Origin of the sequence: Streptomyces lincolnensis (assembly GCF_001685355.1) — a bacterium.
Classification (GTDB): Bacteria; Actinomycetota; Actinomycetes; order Streptomycetales; family Streptomycetaceae; genus Streptomyces; species Streptomyces lincolnensis.
On the sequence record NZ_CP016438.1, the window covers coordinates 1,742,661 to 1,759,871 of the forward strand.

Below are 17,211 nucleotides of genomic sequence, written 5' to 3' on the forward strand. Positions count from 1 at the left end.
GCGTAGACCCCGGCTGACACTCCTGACAACCCCACCCGTATCAGGAGGCATCATGCAGCGCTTCAAGCGTCGCATCGCCGCGGCCGCCCCGGTCGTGTCGGCATCGCTCCTTCTGTCGCTCTCGCTGTCCGCGACGCCCGCTCACGCCGCGACCCACAATCCCGTCGTCTTCGTCCACGGTCTCAGCAGTTCGTCGAGCAGCTGGGACGAATGGGTCTCCTACTTCGAGGCCGACGGCTACAGCGCCTCGGAGCTGGACGCCTGGTCGTACAGCTGGTCCCAGTCGAACGCGACCACCGCCCAGCAGCTGGCCACCGAGGTCAGGCGGGTGCTCGCCGCGACCGGTGCCTCGAAGGTCGACCTGGTCGTGCACTCGATGGGCGCGCTCAGCTCCCGCTACTACCTCAAGAACCTCGGCGGCACCGCGTACGTCGACGACTTCGTCTCCACCGCCGGCGTGAACCACGGCACGACCGCCGCCGGATGGTGTGCGTGGCTGTACACCTCCTGCGCGGAGATGCAGACCGGCAGTTCCTTCCTCACCTCGTTGAACTCCGGGGACGAGACGCCGGGCAGTGTGTCGTACGCCAGTTACTGGTCCAACTGCGACGACGCGCTCACCCCGGACACCACGGCGATCCTGAACGGCGCGACCAACGTCGAGGTCGGGTGCGTGTCGCACAACGACATGAACAACGATCACGGCGTCTACGAGCAGGTGCGCGACTTCGTCGGATGACGGACCGCGGGGGTGCGACGGGCCCGTCCGGGGGAGAATCGTGGTGAGGACCGTCCTGCCAGGGAGGTTGCCATGCCGCTACGGTCCCCCGGCCCCGCGAGGGTTCCCCGGGATCCCGTCCACCACCCGCTGTTCGCCCGCTACTACGCCCGGATCAGTGTCGGCGCCGAGACCAGGATGGGCATGGGCGGGGTGCGCGACAGGCTCCTCGCCGGGCTGTCCGGGCGGGTGATCGAGATCGGCGCGGGCAACGGCCTGAACTTCGCGCACTATCCGGGCACCGTCTCGGAGGTCGTGGCGATCGAACCGGAGCGCCGGCTGCGCCAGTTGGCCGTGGAGGCCGCCCTGCGCTCCGGAGTGCCCGTGGACGTGGCGCCGGGCGCGGCGGAGGCCCTGCCCGTCAAGAGCGAGGCCTTCGACGCGGCGGTGGTCTCCCTGGTGCTGTGCAGCGTGCGCGACGTGCCGCGGGCTCTCGCGGAGATACGGCGGGTGCTGCGGCCCGGCGGCGAGGTGCGGTTCTTCGAGCACGGCCGGGGCGGCGGCCGGGCGATGCGCCTCACCCAGCGGGCACTGGACCGCACGGTGTGGCCGCCGCTGAACGGCGGCTGTCATCTGGCCCGGGACCCGATCGGCGCGCTGCGCGGAGCCGGGTTCGAACTCGGCCCCTACCGGCGGATGTTCATGCCGGAGAACGGCCCCCGGCTGCCCACCTCCTACTGCGTGCTGGGCACGGCCCGGCGACCGCCGCCGGAGGACCGCTGATCACAGCGTCCAGTTGTTCCGCTGGTCACAGCGTCCATTTCTTCAGCTCGCGCGCGATGTCGTGCACCGAGGCGTCACCCTTCTTGGCCGCCCGGGCGAGATCACGGACGAGTTCCGGCGAGGTGACGACCCTGAGCCCGCTCGCGACGAGGTAGGCGTATCCGACGGCGCACGCGAAGAGCGCGTTGCTGCGCTCCAACGCCGGGACATGGATGAGGAGTTGCAGCAGCGCCGCGGCGCGCATGTGCGGGCTGTCGTACACGGGGATGTCGAATATCTCGGCCTGGTGCCGTGCCACGGCGGCGACCAGGGCCCCCCAGTCGGTGACCTGGGGATCGCCCGGGGTCTTCTGCTCGGCGAGCATCAGGAGCCAGGCGAGATCGATGCTCAGATCGCTCAACGAGCCTCGTGTTCCTTGCTCTCCTTGCCGAACTCCTCCGTGAAGACGGATTCGTACTGCTTCATGAAGTCGGCCGCGGCCTCCACGAAGGCCTGGCCCGCTTCACCTGTGTCCTTCATGACCAGTTCCTCTATGTAGCGGTTGACGCTCACGCCGCGGGCGAGGGCACGTTCACGGGCGGCGCGGGCTGTGCCCTCGTCCACCCGCACGTTCAACTGAGTCTTCGCCATACCTCGAAGCTAGCGCCGATGTGCTAGCACCCGCAAGGGGGTCCTGCCCCCCGAGGTCGCCGACGGAAAGTGCCCCTTACACCGGCATCAGGGACCCCACCTGGGGTGGAGACCGTCTCGACCCCACGGGGGATACCGGGTGTGGGGTGGATCACATTACCCTCGGCGGGACAGGAGAGTCCCGGTGCAACGAAGCCCAGGAGGCAGTCTTGTCCACCCCTGCTGCTCAGTACGTGCCGGGCCAGGCGTCGGCCGACGGGATCGCCGCCCGCGCCCGCGGGCTGACCAAGGCGTACGGAACGGGCGAGACGACGGTGCTGGCCCTGGACTCGGTGGACGTCGACATCGCGCGCGGCCGGTTCACCGCGGTCATGGGCCCGTCCGGCTCCGGCAAGTCCACGATGATGCACTGCCTGGCCGGGCTCGACACCGTCTCGGCCGGTCAGGTCTGGCTCGGCGACACCGAGATCACCGGCCTGAAGGATCGCGAGCTCACCCAGCTGCGGCGGGACCGGATCGGGTTCATGTTCCAGTCGTTCAACCTCATCCCGACCCTGAACGCGGCCGAGAACATCACGCTGCCCATGGACATCGCGGGCAAGAAACCCGACGAGAAGTGGCTGGACCAGGTCATCGACACGCTCGGGCTGCGGGACCGGCTGCGGCACCGGCCCTCGCAGCTGTCCGGCGGGCAGCAGCAGCGGGTGGCGTGCGCCCGGGCGCTGGCCTCCCGGCCGGAACTGATCTTCGCGGACGAGCCGACCGGCAACCTCGACTCGCGCGCGGGGCTCGAAGTCCTCGGGTTCCTGCGGGAGGCCGTCGACCAGCTCGGCCAGACCGTCGTCATGGTGACCCACGACCCCGGCGCGGCCGCCCACTCCGACCTGGTGCTCTTCCTCGGGGACGGACGGATCGTGGACGAGATGGAGCGGCCGACGGCGGAGGCGGTCCTCGAACGCCTGAAGCGCTTCGACGTCACGAAGGCCCCCTTCGACGCCCAGGGGCCTGCCCCCGGCGCGATTCCCGCCAAAGGTGACGGCCCCTCCCTCGACAAGGACTGAGCCGTGCTGAAGGCGACGCTGAGGAGCTTTCTCGCGCACAAGGGACGCCTGGTGCTGTCCGCGCTGGCCGTGGTGCTGTCCGTGGCGTTCGTCGCGGGCAGTCTGATCTTCTCGGACACCCTGAGCCGCACGTTCGACCGGCTCTTCGCCTCGACCGCGCCGGACGTCACGGTCAGCCCGAAGGAGAACCTCGACGAGGCCATCCCGTCCGGCATGACCGCCACCGTCCCGGCCACGCTCGCCCAGCGGCTGGACCGGGTCGACGGGGTCGCCGCCGCCCGCGCGGACGTCGGGGTCGAGAACATCACGGTCGTCGACAAGGACAACGAGTCGGTGGGCCCGACCACCGGCGCCCCGACCATCGGCAGCGACTGGAACCCGACCGAGCGCACCCCCCTGGAGCTCACCTCCGGCCGCGCACCGCGCGGACCGTCCGAGGCGATGCTCGACGCGGAGACCGCCGACGGCAAGGACGTGAAGATCGGCGACACGCTCACCGTGATCGCGGCCCCCGGCTCGTTCAAGGTCGAGATCGTCGGCATCGCCACGTTCACCACGACCAACCCCGGTGCCGCGCTGGTCTTCCTCGACCCCGAGAGCGCGCGGGAGAAGCTGCTCGGCGACCCCGGGGCCGCCACCGGCATCTCCGTGGACGCCGCCGAGGGGGTGAGCGACGCCGAGCTCAAACAGCGGGTGGCCACCACGCTCGGCGCCGACCGCTACGACTACCGGACCGCCGACGAGCAGGCCGATTCCAGCCTCGACCAACTGGGCGGATTCCTCGACGTCATCAAGTACGTGATGCTCGGCTTCGCCGGGATCGCCGTGCTGGTCGGCGTCTTCCTGATCGTCAACACCTTCTCGATGCTGATCGCCCAGCGCACCCGCGAACTGGGCCTGCTGCGCGCGCTGGGCGCCGACCGCCGCCAGGTCCGCCGCTCGGTCCTCACCGAGGCGACCCTGCTGGGACTGGTCGGTTCGACCGTGGGCCTGGCCACCGGGATCGGTCTGGCGGCCGGGCTGATCGCCCTCATGAACACGCTCGGCATGAACATCAGGACGAGCGAGATGGTGATCGGCTGGGCCACGCCCGTTGCCGCGTACGTCGTCGGGGTCGGCGTCACCTTCGTCGCCGCCTATCTGCCGGCGCGCCGGGCGGCCGGCGTCTCGCCGATGGCGGCCCTCGCCGATGCCGAGATCGCCGGCATCGGACGGCCGCTGCGGACCCGCGCGATCGTGGGCGGAACCGTCGGGGCGCTCGGCGCGGCCGCGCTCCTGGGCTGCGTCACCGCCTCGGAGACCGGGTCGGCGGCCTCGCTGCTGGCCCTCGGGATCGTGCTCACCCTGCTGGCCACCGTGATCGCCGGCCCGCTGCTGGTGCGGCCGGTGATCCGGGTCCTCGGCGGGGCCTTCCCGGCGCTGTTCGGATCGATCGGCCGGATGAGCCAGCGCAACGCCCTGCGCAACCCGCGCCGCACCGGCGCCACCGCCGCCGCGCTGATGGTGGGCCTCGCCCTGGTCGGCGGGATGTCGGTGGCGAGCGCCTCGATGACCGACTCCTTCGACCAGCAGATCGACCAGACCCTGGGCGCCGACTACGTCATCCAGAACACCAACTTCCTGCCCTTCCCGCAGGAGGTCACCGACGCGGTCCGGGACACCGAGGGCGCCGGGCTCGTCGTACGGGCGCGGTTCACGCCCGTCGCCGTCCGGCTGCCGGACGGCGACCGGGTCGAGACGACCGCCGCGGGCTACGACCCGCAGCTCGACGAGGTCGCCAACATCACCTACGCCGAGGGCGACACCGCGGCGGCGCTCGCGGCCGGCCGGATGGCCATGGACCGGGACTTCGCCCGCGACCACGGCGTACGGGTCGGCAGCGCGATCCCCGTGGAGTTCCAGGGCGGCCGCACCAGCGAACTGACCGTGGGCGCCCTCACCGACCAGGACCAGGCCGAGGGATTCGGGACCCAGGGCGGTCTGTACTTCGGGCTGGGCACGCTGGAGAGGTTCGCGCCGGGCGGGCAGGACTCCGCGCTGTACGTGAACGCCGCCTCCGGCACGAGCGCCGACGACCTGCGGACGAGCCTGGAGAAGACACTCGCCCCCTACCCGCAGGTGCAGGTGCGCGACCTCGCCGACTACAAGGAACTGGTCCACGACCAGATCGCGGTGCTGCTCTACCTCGTGTACGCGCTGCTCGGGCTCGCGATCGTCATCGCGGTGCTCGGCGTGGTCAACACCCTTGCCCTGTCGGTCGTCGAACGCACCCGGGAGATCGGCCTGCTGCGGGCCATCGGGCTGGCCCGGCGCCAGTTGCGCCGGATGATCCGGCTGGAGTCGGTGGTGATCGCGGTGTTCGGCGCGGTGCTGGGGCTGGCGCTGGGGCTGGTGTGGGGCGTGTGCACCCAGCAGGTGCTGGCGCTCCAGGGCATGAAGGCGCTGGCGATTCCGTGGGGCACGATCGTCGCGGTGGTGGTCGGCTCGGCGGTGGTGGGTGTCGTGGCGGCGCTGCTGCCGGCACTGCGGGCGTCCCGCATGAATGTGCTGGCGGCCATCGCGCACGAGTGAGGGAATGGCGCCGGAGACTCAAGTCGCCTGCCGCTGAGGAGAGTTCATGTCCCGTCCGTTCCGCTTCGGTGCCAGCATGATCGTCCCCGCCCCGGCCGAGGAGTGGCGCGCCAAGTGCCGGCGCGCCGAGGAACTCGGCTACGACGTGATCCTGGTCCCCGACCATCTCGGCATGGTCGCGCCGTTCCCGGCGCTGGTCGCGGCGGCGGAGGCGACCGAGCGGCCGCGTCTGGGCACGTTCGTGCTCAACGCCGGTTTCTGGAACCCGGCGCTGCTGGCCCGCGAGGTCGCCACCACGGACGCGCTGACCGGCGGACGCCTGGAACTGGGGCTGGGCACGGGGTACGTCCGGGCGGAGCACGACTCGGCCGGGCTGCCGTACGGGTCTCCGGGCGAGCGCGTGGATCATCTGCGGCACACGATCGAGGAGTTGGACCGGCTGCTCGGCTCCCAGGAGCTCCCCCATTCTCGGCTTCGCTCGAACGGGGGGACCCCCATCCCGCGGCCGGTGCAGCGGCCCCGGGTGCCGCTCATGATCGGCGGCAACGGCGACCGCATGCTCCGCCTCACCGCCGAGCACGCCGACATCGCGGCCTTCACCGGTGCGCGTCCGGTACCGGGCGACACCACGGGCCGGCTGCTGCCGATCACCCCCGACGAACTCGACGAACGCGTGGGCAGGTACCGGGAGTCGGCCCACGGCCGCAAGGAGCCGGCCGAACTGAACCTCCTCCTCCAGATGGTGGCGATCACCGAGGACCGCGAGGCCGCCGTCCGGCCGCTCATGGAGCACGTGCCCGGCACCACCGTCGACCAGGCCCTCGACCTGCCCCTCCTGCTGGTCGGCCCCCTGGAGCAGATCGTCGACCAGGTCCTCGCCCAGCGCGAGCGGTACGGCTTCACCTATCTCACGGTCCTGGAGCCGTACATGGAGGCCTTCGCACCGGTGATGGCCGCACTGCGCGGCCGGTGACCTGGGGCGTCGCCCTGAGCACCGGGTCCTTCCTCCATGCCGATCGAGGGGGACGTGGTTGACCCGTCGGGCGCGGGCACTCGGTGGGCAAAGGATTCCGGCAGCCGGAGGGACATCATGAGCGCGACGGCACGGAGCTCCCACGACGATCCGGCCCGGCAGAAGAGGCTGGGCATCTACCTCAACGATCATCTGGCCGGTGCGACGACGGGGACCGAGCTCGCCGGCCGCATGGTGCGGGAGCATCGCGGATCGACGTACGGAGACGCCCTGGAGGGTCTGGCGACGGAGATCGCGCAGGACCGGCGCGCCCTGCTGCGGCTGCTCGGGGACCTCGACATTCCGGTGCGGCGGTACAAGGTGTACGGGGCGTGGCTGGGCGAGAAGGCCGGGCGGGTGAAGCCCAACGGCCGTCTGCTGCGCCGCTCCGGCCTCACCCTGTTGATCGAGCTGGAGGCCCTGCGGCTGGGCGTCCAGGGCAAGGCGTCCCTCTGGCACGCCCTGCTCTCCGCGTCGGCACAGGACTCCCGCCTGGACGCCGACCGGCTCGAACAGCTGCTCCAGCGGGCGGACCGGCAGATCAAGACGCTGGACTCCCTGCACGCCCGGGCCGTGATGGCGGTGCTGCTCCCGTCGACGCCGTCGGACACCGCCCCGAAGACCGCCTTCGGGAAGGGCGCGCCGGCGTGATCGCGCCCGGACGCAGCCGCGTACCCGGCGTCGGCCCTGTTCCGGCTGTCAGCCGAGGAGACCCTCATGGGCTTCAATCCTCTCGAACACCAAGGCATCCCCCTCGAACGCCAGGTGCGGAGCCGGCGGGAGCTCGACGTCGAGCCCGTCGACCCCGACCACGAACCGGGTGGTCGGACGGGCCGCCGCCCTGCTTGACTCATGCCATGAGTGATCTGCGCATACGCCCCGCCGGCCACCCGGACATCGACGCCGTGCTCCAGTTCTGGCGCAAGGCCGCGGAAGGGACGAGCATCAGCGACGACCGGGACGGTGTGGAACGGCTGGTGACCCGCGACCCCGAGGCGCTGATCCTGGCCGAGCTCGACGGGGAACTGGTCGGCACGGTGATCGCGGGCTTCGACGGCTGGCGCTGCCATCTGTACCGGCTCGCGGTGCACCCGGACCGGCGGCGCCGGGGCATCGGCGGCGCGCTGCTCACGGCCGCCGAGGAGCGGTTCGTACGACTGGGCGGGCGCCGCGGGGACGCGATGGTGCTGACGGCCAACGAGGACGCGCACCACGCGTGGCGGGCCGCCGGGTACGCGCCGGAGGAGCGCTGGCGCCGCTGGGTGAAGCCCCTCACCGCCTGACTCCCCTCGCCCGTCCTCTTACCCTTGGTGAACCATTCGGTCCTCCGAGGAAAGGTGTGAGCCCCCGCCCATGGGCGAGCCTCCCAGTGGTACGCGAGATCGCGCGGCCCTTCCCGCTCTGTCCGATCATGGGACGGAGGTGACCCGATGACCGAAGTGCTCCTGCTGTTGGTGGCGGTGCTGCTGTCGCTCGCCTGCGGCGCCTTCGTCGCCGCGGAGTTCTCGCTGACCACGGTCGAGCGCAGCGAGCTGGAGCGGGCCGTGGAGCGCGGTGAGCGGGGCGCGTCCGGCGCCCTGAAGGCCGTACGGAATCTGACGTTCCAGCTCTCCGGCGCCCAGCTCGGCATCACGGTGACGAACCTGGTCGTCGGCATGCTGTCCGAGCCGTCGATCGCCGCGCTGATCGCGGGTCCGCTGCGGTCGGCCGGTGTCTCGGACTCGGCGGCGTCCTCGCTCGCGCTGGTCCTCGGCACCGCGCTGTCGACGGTGTTCCTGATGGTCGTCGGCGAGCTGGTGCCCAAGAACTGGGCGATCTCCTCGCCGCTGGCCGTGGCCAAGCGGGTGGGCAACGCGCAGCGCTGGTTCAGCGCCGCGTTCCGGCCCTTCATCACCCATCTGAACAACACCGCCAACCGGGTCGTACGCCGTTTCGGTCTGGAGCCCGCCGAGGAGCTGGCCTCGGCCCGCGGACCGCAGGAGCTGGCCGCGCTGGCCCGGCACTCCGCCCGGGAGGGCGCCCTGGAGGCGGACACCGCCGAACTGTTCGTCCGGACGCTGAACCTCGCCGACCTGAGCGCCGAGAACGTGATGACACCGCGTGTGCAGGTCATCGCCCTGGACGCGCAGGCGACCTGCGAGGACGTGGCGAACGCGACCCGGGCGACGGGGCTGTCCCGCTTCCCGGTCTACCGCGGCAACCTCGACTCGGTCGTCGGCATCGCCCACATCAAGGACGTCCTGGCGATCCCTGCCGGACGCCGGCCCCGCGTACCGGTGTCCGAGATCGTGCGCGAGCCGCTCCTGGTCCCGGAGTCGCTCACCGTCGACCGGCTGCTGGACCGGCTGTCCGGCAAGCGCACCATGGCCGTCGTCATCGACGAGTACGGCGGTACGGCGGGCGTGGCCACCCTGGAGGACATCGTCGAGGAGGTCGTCGGCGAGGTACGGGACGAGCACGACCCGCACGAGACGCCCGACCTGGCCCCGGCCGGCACCGACGACGAGGGCCGCACCCTGTACTCGGCGGACGGCTCGGCCCGCATCGACCAGCTCGCCCGGGTCGGCCTGCGGGCGCCCGAAGGGCCGTACGAGACGCTGGCCGGTCTGGTGGCGGCCGAGCTCGGCCGGATCCCGGCCGTCGGCGACCGCGTCGACGTCACGGGCTGGCGGCTGGACGTGGTGGACGCCTCGGGCCGCAGGGCCGCGCGCCTGCTGCTGCACGCGCCGCCGGACGACGACCCGACTCAGAGGGAGGGCGCATGACCGCGATCCAACTGCTGATCGGCCTGGCGACCCTCGTCGTCAACGCCTTCTTCGTCGGCGCCGAGTTCGCGCTGATCTCGGTGCGCCGCAGCCAGATCGAACCGCACGCCGAACAGGGCGACCGGCGGGCCAAGAGCGTGCTGTGGGGCCTGCAGCACGTGTCCGCTCTGATGGCCGCCGCGCAGCTCGGCATCACCCTGTGCACGCTGGTGCTGGGTGTGGTCGCCGAGCCGGCGATCGAGCATCTGCTGGAGCCGGTGTTCCACGCGGTGGGTGTACCGGAGGGCGCCGGGCATGCCGTGTCCTTCGTGATCGCGCTGACCCTGGCGACGTATATGCACATGCTGCTCGGCGAGATGGTGCCGAAGAACATCGCGCTCGCCGAGCCGGTGCGCAGCGCGCTGCTGCTCGGCCCGCCGCTGGTCGCGCTGTCCCGCGCGCTGCGCCCGGTGATCTTCACGATCAACGCCTTCGCGAACGCCCTGCTGAAGCTGTTGCGGGTGGAGACCAGGAACGAGGTCGCGGCCACCTTCTCGGACGCCGAGCTGGCCCGGATCGTACGGGACTCCGGGGAGGCCGGCCTGATCGACGACCGCGCGCGGGAGCGGCTGCACGACGCGCTGGAACTGGGCCGCAGGCCGGTGCGGGACGTCGTGCTGCCGCTGGACCACGTCGCCTACGCGTTCCTCGGTGTCACACCCGACCGGCTGGAGGAGATGTCCGCCGAGTCCGGTTACTCCCGTTTCCCCGTGGTGGACGAGGAACGGCACATCATCGGCTACCTGCACGTCAAGGACGCCCTCGACCAGACCCCCCGGGACCGGCCGTTCCGGCGGGAGGACATGCGGGCCATCGCCCGGATCCGGGAGACGACCCCGCTGGACGACGTGCTCACGGCGATGCGCCGCAGCCGTACGCATCTGGCGGCCGTGCAGAGCGAGGACGGGCGGCTCACCGGGCTGGTGACCATGGAGGACGTGCTGCGGGAGCTGTTCGGTCAGCCGGCGTGAGCGGGTGCCGGTGAGGATGTGGCCGGACGTCCGGGCCGACCGACCGCCGGGTATGCGCCTCGGGATACCATTTCCGTCGCCATGCAGACGAATCCCACATACACCAGCCTGGTCGCGGTCGGCGACTCCTTCACCGAGGGCATGTCGGACCTCCTGCCCGACGGCACCTACCGGGGCTGGGCCGACCTGCTCGCCGGACGGATGGCGGCCCACTCCCCCGGCTTCCGCTACGCCAATCTCGCGGTGCGCGGCAAGCTGATCGGGCAGATCGTCGCCGAGCAGGTCGAGGTGGCCGCGGCCATGCGGCCCGACGTGATCACCCTGGTGGGCGGGCTGAACGACACCCTGCGCCCCAAGTGCGACATGGGCCGGGTGCGCGCGCTGCTCACCGAGGCCGTGGAGCGGCTCGCGCCGTCCTGCGAACAGCTGGTGCTGATGCGCAGCCCGGGCCGTCAGGGCCCGGTCCTGGAGCGCTTCCGGCCGCGCATGGAGGAACTGTTCGTCTGCGTCGAGGAACTCGCCGAGAAGCACGGCGCGCTGGTCGTGGACCTCTACGGGGCGCCCTCGCTGGGTGACCCGCGGCTGTGGGACGTGGACCGGCTGCATCTGTCGGCCGAGGGACACCGCCGGGTCGCCGAAGCGGTCTGGCAGGGGCTCGGCTACGAGCCCGAGGACACCGAGTGGCGCACCCCGCTGCCCCTGACCCCGCCACCGGGATGGACCGCCCGCCGCATCGCGGACGCCCGCTTCGCCCGGCAGCACCTGGTGCCCTGGATCGCCCGCCGCCTCACCGGCCGCTCCTCGGGCGACGGCCTGCCCCCGAAGCGACCCGAGCTGCTGCCGTACGAGGGGCCGACGCCGCCGTCCGCGGGGCCGTCGGCGTAACCGCGCATGGCCACGCGGGTGATCAACGTCCGGGGCCGGATCCACGAGTAGCGGGGCGGGACGCGGGCGGAGGTCATGGCCGCGTACCGGGCCCGTCTGCCGGCGCGGCCGGATCCGCTCGCCCTGCTGCCCGGCCTCCGCGGCAAGGCCCTGGCCTGCTGGTGTGCGCCCGAGCTGTGCCACGCCGATGTCCTGGCGGAACTAGCGGAGGCCCCGCCTCGGGAGGTTTCGTAGGTTCCGACGAACACCCCCGTTGCGCTGGCCTGCACGAATCGCCAGTAGAATCCGTCCACGTGACTTCCGCTCCCGCCAAGCCCCGCATCCCCAACGTCCTCGCCGGACGCTACGCCTCCGCCGAGCTCGCCACGCTCTGGTCGCCCGAGCAGAAGGTGAAGCTGGAGCGGCAGCTCTGGCTCGCCGTGCTGCGGGCCCAGAAGGACCTCGGGATCGAGGTGCCGGACGCGGCGATCGCCGACTACGAGCGTGTCCTGGACACCGTCGACCTGGCCTCGATCGCCGAGCGCGAGAAGGTCACGCGGCACGACGTGAAGGCGCGGATCGAGGAGTTCAACGACCTCGCCGGGCACGAGCACGTGCACAAGGGCATGACGTCCCGCGACCTCACCGAGAACGTCGAGCAGCTCCAGATCCGGCTCTCGCTGGAGCTGATGCGCGACCGCACGGTGGCCGTGCTGGCGCGCCTGGGCAAGCTGGCCGGGGAGTACGGCGAGCTGGTCATGGCCGGCCGCTCCCACAACGTGGCGGCGCAGGCCACCACCCTCGGCAAGCGGTTCGCCACGGCGGCCGACGAGCTGCTGGTGGCCCACGGCCGGGTCGAGGAGCTCCTCGGGCGCTATCCGCTGCGCGGCATCAAGGGCCCGGTCGGCACCGCCCAGGACATGCTGGACCTGCTCGGCGGGGACGCGGCGAAGCTGGCGGACCTGGAGCAGCGCATCGCTCGGCACCTGGGCTTCTCGCAGGCGTTCACCTCGGTCGGCCAGGTCTACCCGCGGTCGCTGGACTACGAGGTCGTCACCGCGCTGGTGCAGGTGGCGGCGGCGCCCTCGTCGCTGGCCAAGACGATCCGGCTGATGGCGGGGCACGAGCTGGTCACCGAGGGCTTCAAGCCGGGCCAGGTCGGTTCCTCCGCGATGCCGCACAAGATGAACACGCGGTCGTGCGAGCGCGTGAACGGCCTGATGGTCATCCTGCGCGGATACGCGTCCATGACGGGCGAGCTGGCCGGTGACCAGTGGAACGAGGGCGACGTGTCCTGCTCGGTGGTGCGCCGGGTCGCGCTGCCGGACGCGTTCTTCGCGCTGGACGGTCTGCTGGAGACGTTCCTGACCGTGCTCGACGAGTTCGGCGCCTTCCCGGCCGTCGTCGCCCGCGAGCTGGACCGCTATCTGCCGTTCCTCGCCACCACCAAGGTCCTCATGGGCGCGGTGCGGGCGGGTGTCGGCCGCGAGGTCGCCCACGAGGCGATCAAGGAGAACGCCGTCGCCTCCGCGCTGGCGATGCGCGAGCAGGGTGCCGAGCGCAACGAACTGCTCGACAAGCTGGCCGCCGACGGACGCCTCCCGCTCGACCGCGCCCAGCTGGACGAGCTGATGGCCGACAAGCTGTCCTTCACGGGCGCGGCCGCCGACCAGGTGGGCGTGGTCGTCGGACGGATCGAGGAGATCGTGAAGCAGCACCCCGAGGCCGCGGGCTACACCCCCGGAGCGATCCTCTGACCCGCTTCACTCCCGAGGAGTTGGAGGCCGCCCGCAACCGTCTGGTGCCGGACGTCGTCGCGGACGGTCTCCGTGTGCTGCTCTGCGGTATCAACCCCGGCCTGATGACGGCCGCGACAGGCCATCACTTCGCCCGCCCCGGCAACCGCTTCTGGCCGGTGCTGCACCTGTCCGGGTTCACGCCGCGGCTTCTGAAGCCGGCGGAGCAGGGGGAGTTGCCGTCCTACGGGCTCGGCATCACCAACGTCGTGGCGCGGGCGACCGCGCGGGCCGACGAGCTGAGCGCCGAGGAGTACCGGGAGGGCGGGCGGCTGCTCGCGCTCAAGGTGGCGCGGCTGCGACCGCACTGGCTGGCCGTGGTCGGGGTGACCGCCTACCGGGCCGCCTTCGACGACCGCAAGGCCCAGGTGGGCCCGCAGGAGCGGACGATCGGGGACACCCGGGTGTGGGTGCTGCCCAACCCGAGCGGACTCAACGCGCACTGGACCGCGCAGACCATGGCGGAGGAGTTCGCCCGCCTGCGGGTGTCGGCGCAGGCGCCGTAGCCCGAGTCGCGAGCAAGCGCCGTGGCCGAGTCGCGCGCATGCCCCGTCCGTCGTGACGTGGCCCGTGTCTCACGGCGGGTCCGTCTCCGTGACCAGGGCGAGGAGACGCGCCTCGTCGGCCGGGTCCCGGTCGGCCACGCCAAGGGCCACCCAGCGGTCCGTGCCGTGCGGCTGCCAGAGGTTCAGCTCGTCCACCAGGGCGCTCATCGTCGCCCAGGACTCGGGTATTTCCTCGCCGCGCTCGATGCGCAGCACGAGCGTGCCCAACCCCCACGGGAGCTGCTGCGGGCCCCAACGGCCGTCCAGGAGAAGGGTGATGTGCTCTTTCCACGCCTGGACGTCGTCGACCGTGTCCGGGCGGTCCGCCTGGTCGCCCGTCCGAGACCCGTGGCTGATCTCCAAACTCACGACGCAGTACCCGGGTCCCGCCACGACCACGTCCGGCCCGCCGTGCTCCGCGGCGAGGTCGGCGGAGCACAGCGAGTCGATCCTGGCGAGATGCTTCGCGCTGTCCATGTGATCCAGTAAAGCGGTCGCCACTGACAATTGGCGGGCCGTCAGACACCCGCCGAGGTCAGGCAGGTCAGGCGTCCCGGGCACGCACGCGCCATGCCCCGGCGCCCAGCGCGGCCGCCGTCCACAGCGCGGTCACCGCGAGCCCGGTCCAGGGTCCGAGGCTGCCGTCCCACGTCTCGTGGAAGACGATCTGGCCCGCCCGGTCGGGGAGGACGTCGGCGACGCCGCTCGACATGTCACCCACCACGAAGGAGACGATCAGCAGGAACGGGATCAGGATGCTCAGGGTGGCGACACCGCTGCGCAGCAGCGCGGTGATCCCGGCCGCGAAGAGTGCCATGAGCGTGAAGTAGACACCGCAGCCGACGACCCCGCGCAGACCCTCGCCCCAGCTCAGCCCCCGCGCGTCCGCCCCGAGGACCGCTCGGCCCACGACGAGGCTCACGACGCCCGTGAGCAGGCCGACGACCAGACACGGCCCGGCGATCGCCACCGCCTTGGCCGCGAACCACCGCCGCCGATCCGGTACGGCGATCAGCGCGCCCCGAAGGGATCCGTCCCGCAGCTCGGACGAGACGGCCACCGTGCCGAACGCGATCGCCGCCAGCTGGCCGAAGTTGAAGCCGAAGAACGCCGCGAACAGCGGGTCGAACCCCTCCTCGCCCGCGTCGAGCGAGCCCAGGGCTGAGAAGGCCGCCGTCACGACGACCATCACGCCCAGCGTCGTCACCAGCGACCGCAGCGTGCGGATCTTGATCAGCTCGGAGTGCAGTACGGGAACGAACGCCATGGTCAGGCCTCCTGGTGGTGGGCGGCGAACTCGGTCTCGGTCGCCGTCAGATCGAAGTAGGCCTGCTCCAAGGTGGCCTCCTCTGCGGCGAGTTCGAGGATCGGCACCCCGGCGGCCGAGGCGAGGCGTCCGATGTCCTCCACGCGCGCATCCGGCACGGTCCAGTGGCCGTCCTCGTGGGCGACCGCCTCGTGGCCGTGTCCCGACAGGGCGCGGTGGAGCGCCCCGGGGTCCGTGGTCCTGATCCGCACCCCGGGCCGCACACGCGCGTGGATGAACTCCCGCAGCGGGGTGTCGGCGAGCAGCCGGCCGCGGCCGAGGACCACGAGGTGGTCGGCGAAGGACGCGGTCTCGTTCATCAGGTGGCTGGAGACGAGGACCGTGCGGCCCTCCCCCGCGAGCCGGCGCAGCAACGCGCGGATCCAGACGATGCCTTCGGGGTCGAGGCCGTTGGACGGCTCGTCCAGCAGGACCACGGCCGGATCGCCCAGCAGGGCCGCGGCGATGCCCAGCCGCTGACGCATGCCCAGCGAGTACGTCCGCACCCGGCGGCCCGCGACCGGCGTCAGACCGGCCTCCTCCAGCACCTCGTCGACCCGGCGGACCGGGATCCGGTTGCTCGCGGCCAGGGCACGCAGATGGTCCCGGGCGGTGCGGGAACCGTGCGCGGCCTGCGCGTCGAGCAACGCTCCGACGTGGCACAGGGGTTCGCGCAGGGCGGCGTAGGCGCTCCCGCCGATCGTGGCGGTGCCCGAGGTGGGCCGGTCCAGGCCCAGGACGAGTCGCATCGTGGTCGACTTCCCGGCGCCGTTGGGGCCGAGGAAGCCGGTGACCCGGCCGGGGAGGACTTGGAAGGTGAGGGCGTCCACGGCACGTCGAGGGCCGTACTCCTTGGTCAGTGCTCGGACTTCGATGCTGGTCATGGCAGCAGCCTGGCGGGCGGGACGGTGCCGTGGCCTCCCCCGGTGGTGGAGATCGTCTCCCCCACGCGGGGGAGGCCTGCTGTCGGTGGCGGGTGTCACGATGTCGGAATGGCCCGCTTCCTACGCCCGCTGCTGCGGGGGACGACGTACACGCGCTTTCTGCACCTGTGGGTGCCGATGCTGATCGTCAGCGTGTGGCTGTGGGTCCAGCCGTCGATGCCGTGGGTGCCCGCGCTGCTGCTCGTTCCGGTCGGGCTGATCGCGTCCGTGCGCCGGGGCGAGGGGGTGCAGGCGCGGCTGCTGCTGACGCCGGCCGAGCGGGAGCCCGGGTTCTCGGTGGCGCCGTCGGCCACCTGGCGGGACCGGTTGCGGACCGTGCTGTGGCTGGAAGCCCGCATGCTGCTGAGCGGGGTGACGGCCTTCGCCACCGTATGGCTGCCGGTCCTGGCCGTCTCGCTGGCGCAGCTCGTCTCCGGGCCGGCGCCCGACGACGTTCCGGTCCTGCGCGACGCCTCGCCGCACTGGGCCTACGGCCTCCTGGTACCGCTGCCGCTGCTCGCGTTCTACGGACTGGTGGTCGGGATGGGCACGTTGAGCACCGCGCTCGCCCACCGTCTCCTCGGCCCCTCCCCCGCCGAGCGCCTCGCCGCCCTGGAGGAACGCACCGAGCAGCTTCTGGAGCGCACCCGTATCGCCCGTGAGCTGCACGACTCGATCGGCCACGCGCTGACCGTCGCCGTGGTGCAGGCCGGCGCGGCGCGGGCGGCCGGGGATCCGGCGTTCACCGACCGGGCGCTGGAAGCCATCGAGGAGACCGGCAGGGCCGCGCTGGAGGACCTGGAGCGGGTGCTGGGCGTCCTGCGGGAGTCCGAGCGGCCGGTGAGCAGCCGGCCGACGCTGGCCGACGCCGACCGGCTGCTGGAGTCCGCCCGGGTCTCCGGCGCGAAGGTGGACGCCGAGCTGACGGGGCCGTTGGAGACCGTGCCCGGCCCGGTCTCCCGCGAGGGCTACCGGATCCTCCAGGAGTCGCTGACGAACGTGCTGCGGCACGCGGGAGCCGTGCCCGTCCGGATCCGCGTCGCGGTCGCCGACGGCACCCTCGGCCTGGAGGTGCGCAATCCGCTCACCGCTCCGATACCCGGCCCCGGGCGGGGCAGCGGCCTGCGCGGGATACGCGAGCGGGCGGCTCTGCTCGGGGGACGGGCGCGAACCGGCCCGGACGAAGGTGACTGGCAGGTCCATGTCGAGCTGCCGTTGCGCTGATCT

The 17,211-nt window shown here is 72.0% G+C and carries 19 protein-coding genes and 1 pseudogene; 15 read left to right on the forward strand and 5 right to left on the reverse strand.

From position 1 onward, the window contains the following. Positions 1-52: 52 nt before the first annotated feature. Together SLINC_RS07650 and SLINC_RS07655 are read left to right on the forward strand one after the other, a co-directional pair. Positions 53-739 (forward strand): esterase/lipase family protein, encoded by a 687-nt coding sequence (locus tag SLINC_RS07650; protein ID WP_067428247.1) that lies wholly within the window; start codon positions 53-55, stop codon positions 737-739. 72 nt (positions 740-811) lie between these two features. Next, positions 812-1,501 (forward strand): class I SAM-dependent methyltransferase, encoded by a 690-nt coding sequence (locus SLINC_RS07655; RefSeq protein WP_067428250.1) that lies wholly within the window; start codon positions 812-814, stop codon positions 1,499-1,501. A gap of 25 nt (positions 1,502-1,526) precedes the next feature. Here the strand turns inward: SLINC_RS07655 and SLINC_RS07660 are convergent, their stop codons facing one another. Beyond that, positions 1,527-1,901 (reverse strand): fic family toxin-antitoxin system, toxin component, encoded by a 375-nt coding sequence (locus SLINC_RS07660; protein WP_067428252.1) that lies wholly within the window; start codon positions 1,899-1,901, stop codon positions 1,527-1,529. After that, complete coding sequence (locus tag SLINC_RS07665; protein ID WP_067428256.1) at positions 1,898-2,131, reverse strand: antitoxin; 234 nt, start codon at positions 2,129-2,131, stop codon at positions 1,898-1,900. The genes SLINC_RS07660 and SLINC_RS07665 overlap by 4 nt, the downstream gene beginning before the upstream one ends. 209 nt (positions 2,132-2,340) lie before the next feature. On the opposite strand from SLINC_RS07665, the gene SLINC_RS07670 reads away from it, so the two are divergent. The 12 genes and pseudogenes from SLINC_RS07670 to mug all read left to right on the forward strand — a co-directional run bounded on the left by SLINC_RS07670 (position 2,341) and on the right by mug (position 13,716). Next, positions 2,341-3,192, forward strand: coding sequence for an ABC transporter ATP-binding protein (locus SLINC_RS07670; protein ID WP_067428258.1), 852 nt, complete (start codon positions 2,341-2,343; stop codon positions 3,190-3,192). A gap of 3 nt (positions 3,193-3,195) precedes the next feature. Then, complete coding sequence (locus tag SLINC_RS07675; protein WP_067428260.1) at positions 3,196-5,763, forward strand: ABC transporter permease; 2,568 nt, start codon at positions 3,196-3,198, stop codon at positions 5,761-5,763. A gap of 46 nt (positions 5,764-5,809) precedes the next feature. Next, positions 5,810-6,736 carry an LLM class F420-dependent oxidoreductase gene (locus SLINC_RS07680; protein ID WP_067428262.1) on the forward strand — a complete coding sequence of 309 codons (927 nt, stop codon included), beginning with the start codon at positions 5,810-5,812 and terminating at the stop codon, positions 6,734-6,736. A gap of 117 nt (positions 6,737-6,853) precedes the next feature. Continuing rightward, a complete protein-coding gene (locus SLINC_RS07685) occupies positions 6,854-7,426 on the forward strand; it encodes a hypothetical protein (protein ID WP_067428264.1) in 573 nt (190 codons plus the stop codon). 66 nt (positions 7,427-7,492) lie between these two features. After that, entirely contained in the window at positions 7,493-7,624 is a 132-nt protein-coding gene (locus SLINC_RS50015; RefSeq protein ID WP_257785181.1) for a hypothetical protein, read from the forward strand. An 8-nt stretch (positions 7,625-7,632) separates the two neighbouring features. Beyond that, positions 7,633-8,058 (forward strand): GNAT family N-acetyltransferase, encoded by a 426-nt coding sequence (locus SLINC_RS07690; protein WP_067428266.1) that lies wholly within the window; start codon positions 7,633-7,635, stop codon positions 8,056-8,058. A gap of 147 nt (positions 8,059-8,205) precedes the next feature. Beyond that, the gene (locus SLINC_RS07695; protein ID WP_067428268.1) at positions 8,206-9,540 is read left to right on the forward strand and encodes a hemolysin family protein; all 1,335 of its coding nucleotides are present in this window, start codon (positions 8,206-8,208) and stop codon (positions 9,538-9,540) included. Then, positions 9,537-10,550 carry a hemolysin family protein gene (locus SLINC_RS07700; RefSeq protein ID WP_067428270.1) on the forward strand — a complete coding sequence of 338 codons (1,014 nt, stop codon included), beginning with the start codon at positions 9,537-9,539 and terminating at the stop codon, positions 10,548-10,550. Before SLINC_RS07695 ends, SLINC_RS07700 begins: the two co-directional genes overlap by 4 nt. Before the next feature lie 81 nt (positions 10,551-10,631). Then, positions 10,632-11,435 carry an SGNH/GDSL hydrolase family protein gene (locus SLINC_RS07705; protein WP_067428272.1) on the forward strand — a complete coding sequence of 268 codons (804 nt, stop codon included), beginning with the start codon at positions 10,632-10,634 and terminating at the stop codon, positions 11,433-11,435. 51 nt (positions 11,436-11,486) lie between these two features. Further along, positions 11,487-11,669: pseudogene (locus tag SLINC_RS07710) on the forward strand (DUF4326 domain-containing protein); the annotation flags it as partial. Between the two features lie 59 nt (positions 11,670-11,728). Next, a complete protein-coding gene (gene purB, locus SLINC_RS07715) occupies positions 11,729-13,171 on the forward strand; it encodes an adenylosuccinate lyase (RefSeq protein WP_067428274.1) in 1,443 nt (480 codons plus the stop codon). Further along, positions 13,168-13,716 carry a G/U mismatch-specific DNA glycosylase gene (gene mug / locus SLINC_RS07720; RefSeq protein WP_079165088.1) on the forward strand — a complete coding sequence of 183 codons (549 nt, stop codon included), beginning with the start codon at positions 13,168-13,170 and terminating at the stop codon, positions 13,714-13,716. The genes purB and mug overlap by 4 nt, the downstream gene beginning before the upstream one ends. A 69-nt stretch (positions 13,717-13,785) precedes the next feature. Here the strand turns inward: mug and SLINC_RS07725 are convergent, their stop codons facing one another. From SLINC_RS07725 to SLINC_RS07735, 3 genes are all read right to left on the reverse strand, one after another. Then, entirely contained in the window at positions 13,786-14,232 is a 447-nt protein-coding gene (locus SLINC_RS07725; protein WP_067428276.1) for a hypothetical protein, read from the reverse strand. Between the two features lie 67 nt (positions 14,233-14,299). Beyond that, positions 14,300-15,022 carry an ABC transporter permease gene (locus tag SLINC_RS07730; protein WP_067428279.1) on the reverse strand — a complete coding sequence of 241 codons (723 nt, stop codon included), beginning with the start codon at positions 15,020-15,022 and terminating at the stop codon, positions 14,300-14,302. 2 nt (positions 15,023-15,024) lie between these two features. Beyond that, complete coding sequence (locus SLINC_RS07735; RefSeq protein ID WP_067428281.1) at positions 15,025-15,945, reverse strand: ATP-binding cassette domain-containing protein; 921 nt, start codon at positions 15,943-15,945, stop codon at positions 15,025-15,027. 108 nt (positions 15,946-16,053) lie between these two features. On the opposite strand from SLINC_RS07735, the gene SLINC_RS07740 reads away from it, so the two are divergent. Then, on the forward strand, positions 16,054-17,208 hold the full coding sequence (locus tag SLINC_RS07740) for a sensor histidine kinase (protein WP_067428283.1): 1,155 nt from the start codon (positions 16,054-16,056) through the stop codon (positions 17,206-17,208). Positions 17,209-17,211: the final 3 nt, after the last annotated feature.

Bases quoted from the DNA above. Each gene is read 5' to 3' on its own strand.
- SLINC_RS07685 (WP_067428264.1), top strand. From the start codon at position 6,854: ATGAGCGCGACGGCACGGAGCTCCCACGACGATCCGGCCCGGCAGAAG.
- SLINC_RS07730 (WP_067428279.1), bottom strand. From the start codon at position 15,022: ATGGCGTTCGTTCCCGTACTGCACTCCGAGCTGATCAAGATCCGCACG.
- SLINC_RS07705 (WP_067428272.1), top strand. From the start codon at position 10,632: ATGCAGACGAATCCCACATACACCAGCCTGGTCGCGGTCGGCGACTCC.
- SLINC_RS50015 (WP_257785181.1), top strand. From the start codon at position 7,493: ATGGGCTTCAATCCTCTCGAACACCAAGGCATCCCCCTCGAACGCCAG.
- SLINC_RS07725 (WP_067428276.1), bottom strand. From the start codon at position 14,232: ATGGACAGCGCGAAGCATCTCGCCAGGATCGACTCGCTGTGCTCCGCC.
- SLINC_RS07690 (WP_067428266.1), top strand. From the start codon at position 7,633: ATGAGTGATCTGCGCATACGCCCCGCCGGCCACCCGGACATCGACGCC.
- SLINC_RS07665 (WP_067428256.1), bottom strand. From the start codon at position 2,131: ATGGCGAAGACTCAGTTGAACGTGCGGGTGGACGAGGGCACAGCCCGC.
- SLINC_RS07700 (WP_067428270.1), top strand. From the start codon at position 9,537: ATGACCGCGATCCAACTGCTGATCGGCCTGGCGACCCTCGTCGTCAAC.
- SLINC_RS07695 (WP_067428268.1), top strand. From the start codon at position 8,206: ATGACCGAAGTGCTCCTGCTGTTGGTGGCGGTGCTGCTGTCGCTCGCC.
- SLINC_RS07655 (WP_067428250.1), top strand. From the start codon at position 812: ATGCCGCTACGGTCCCCCGGCCCCGCGAGGGTTCCCCGGGATCCCGTC.
- SLINC_RS07680 (WP_067428262.1), top strand. From the start codon at position 5,810: ATGTCCCGTCCGTTCCGCTTCGGTGCCAGCATGATCGTCCCCGCCCCG.
- SLINC_RS07735 (WP_067428281.1), bottom strand. From the start codon at position 15,945: ATGACCAGCATCGAAGTCCGAGCACTGACCAAGGAGTACGGCCCTCGA.
- SLINC_RS07650 (WP_067428247.1), top strand. From the start codon at position 53: ATGCAGCGCTTCAAGCGTCGCATCGCCGCGGCCGCCCCGGTCGTGTCG.
- SLINC_RS07740 (WP_067428283.1), top strand. From the start codon at position 16,054: ATGGCCCGCTTCCTACGCCCGCTGCTGCGGGGGACGACGTACACGCGC.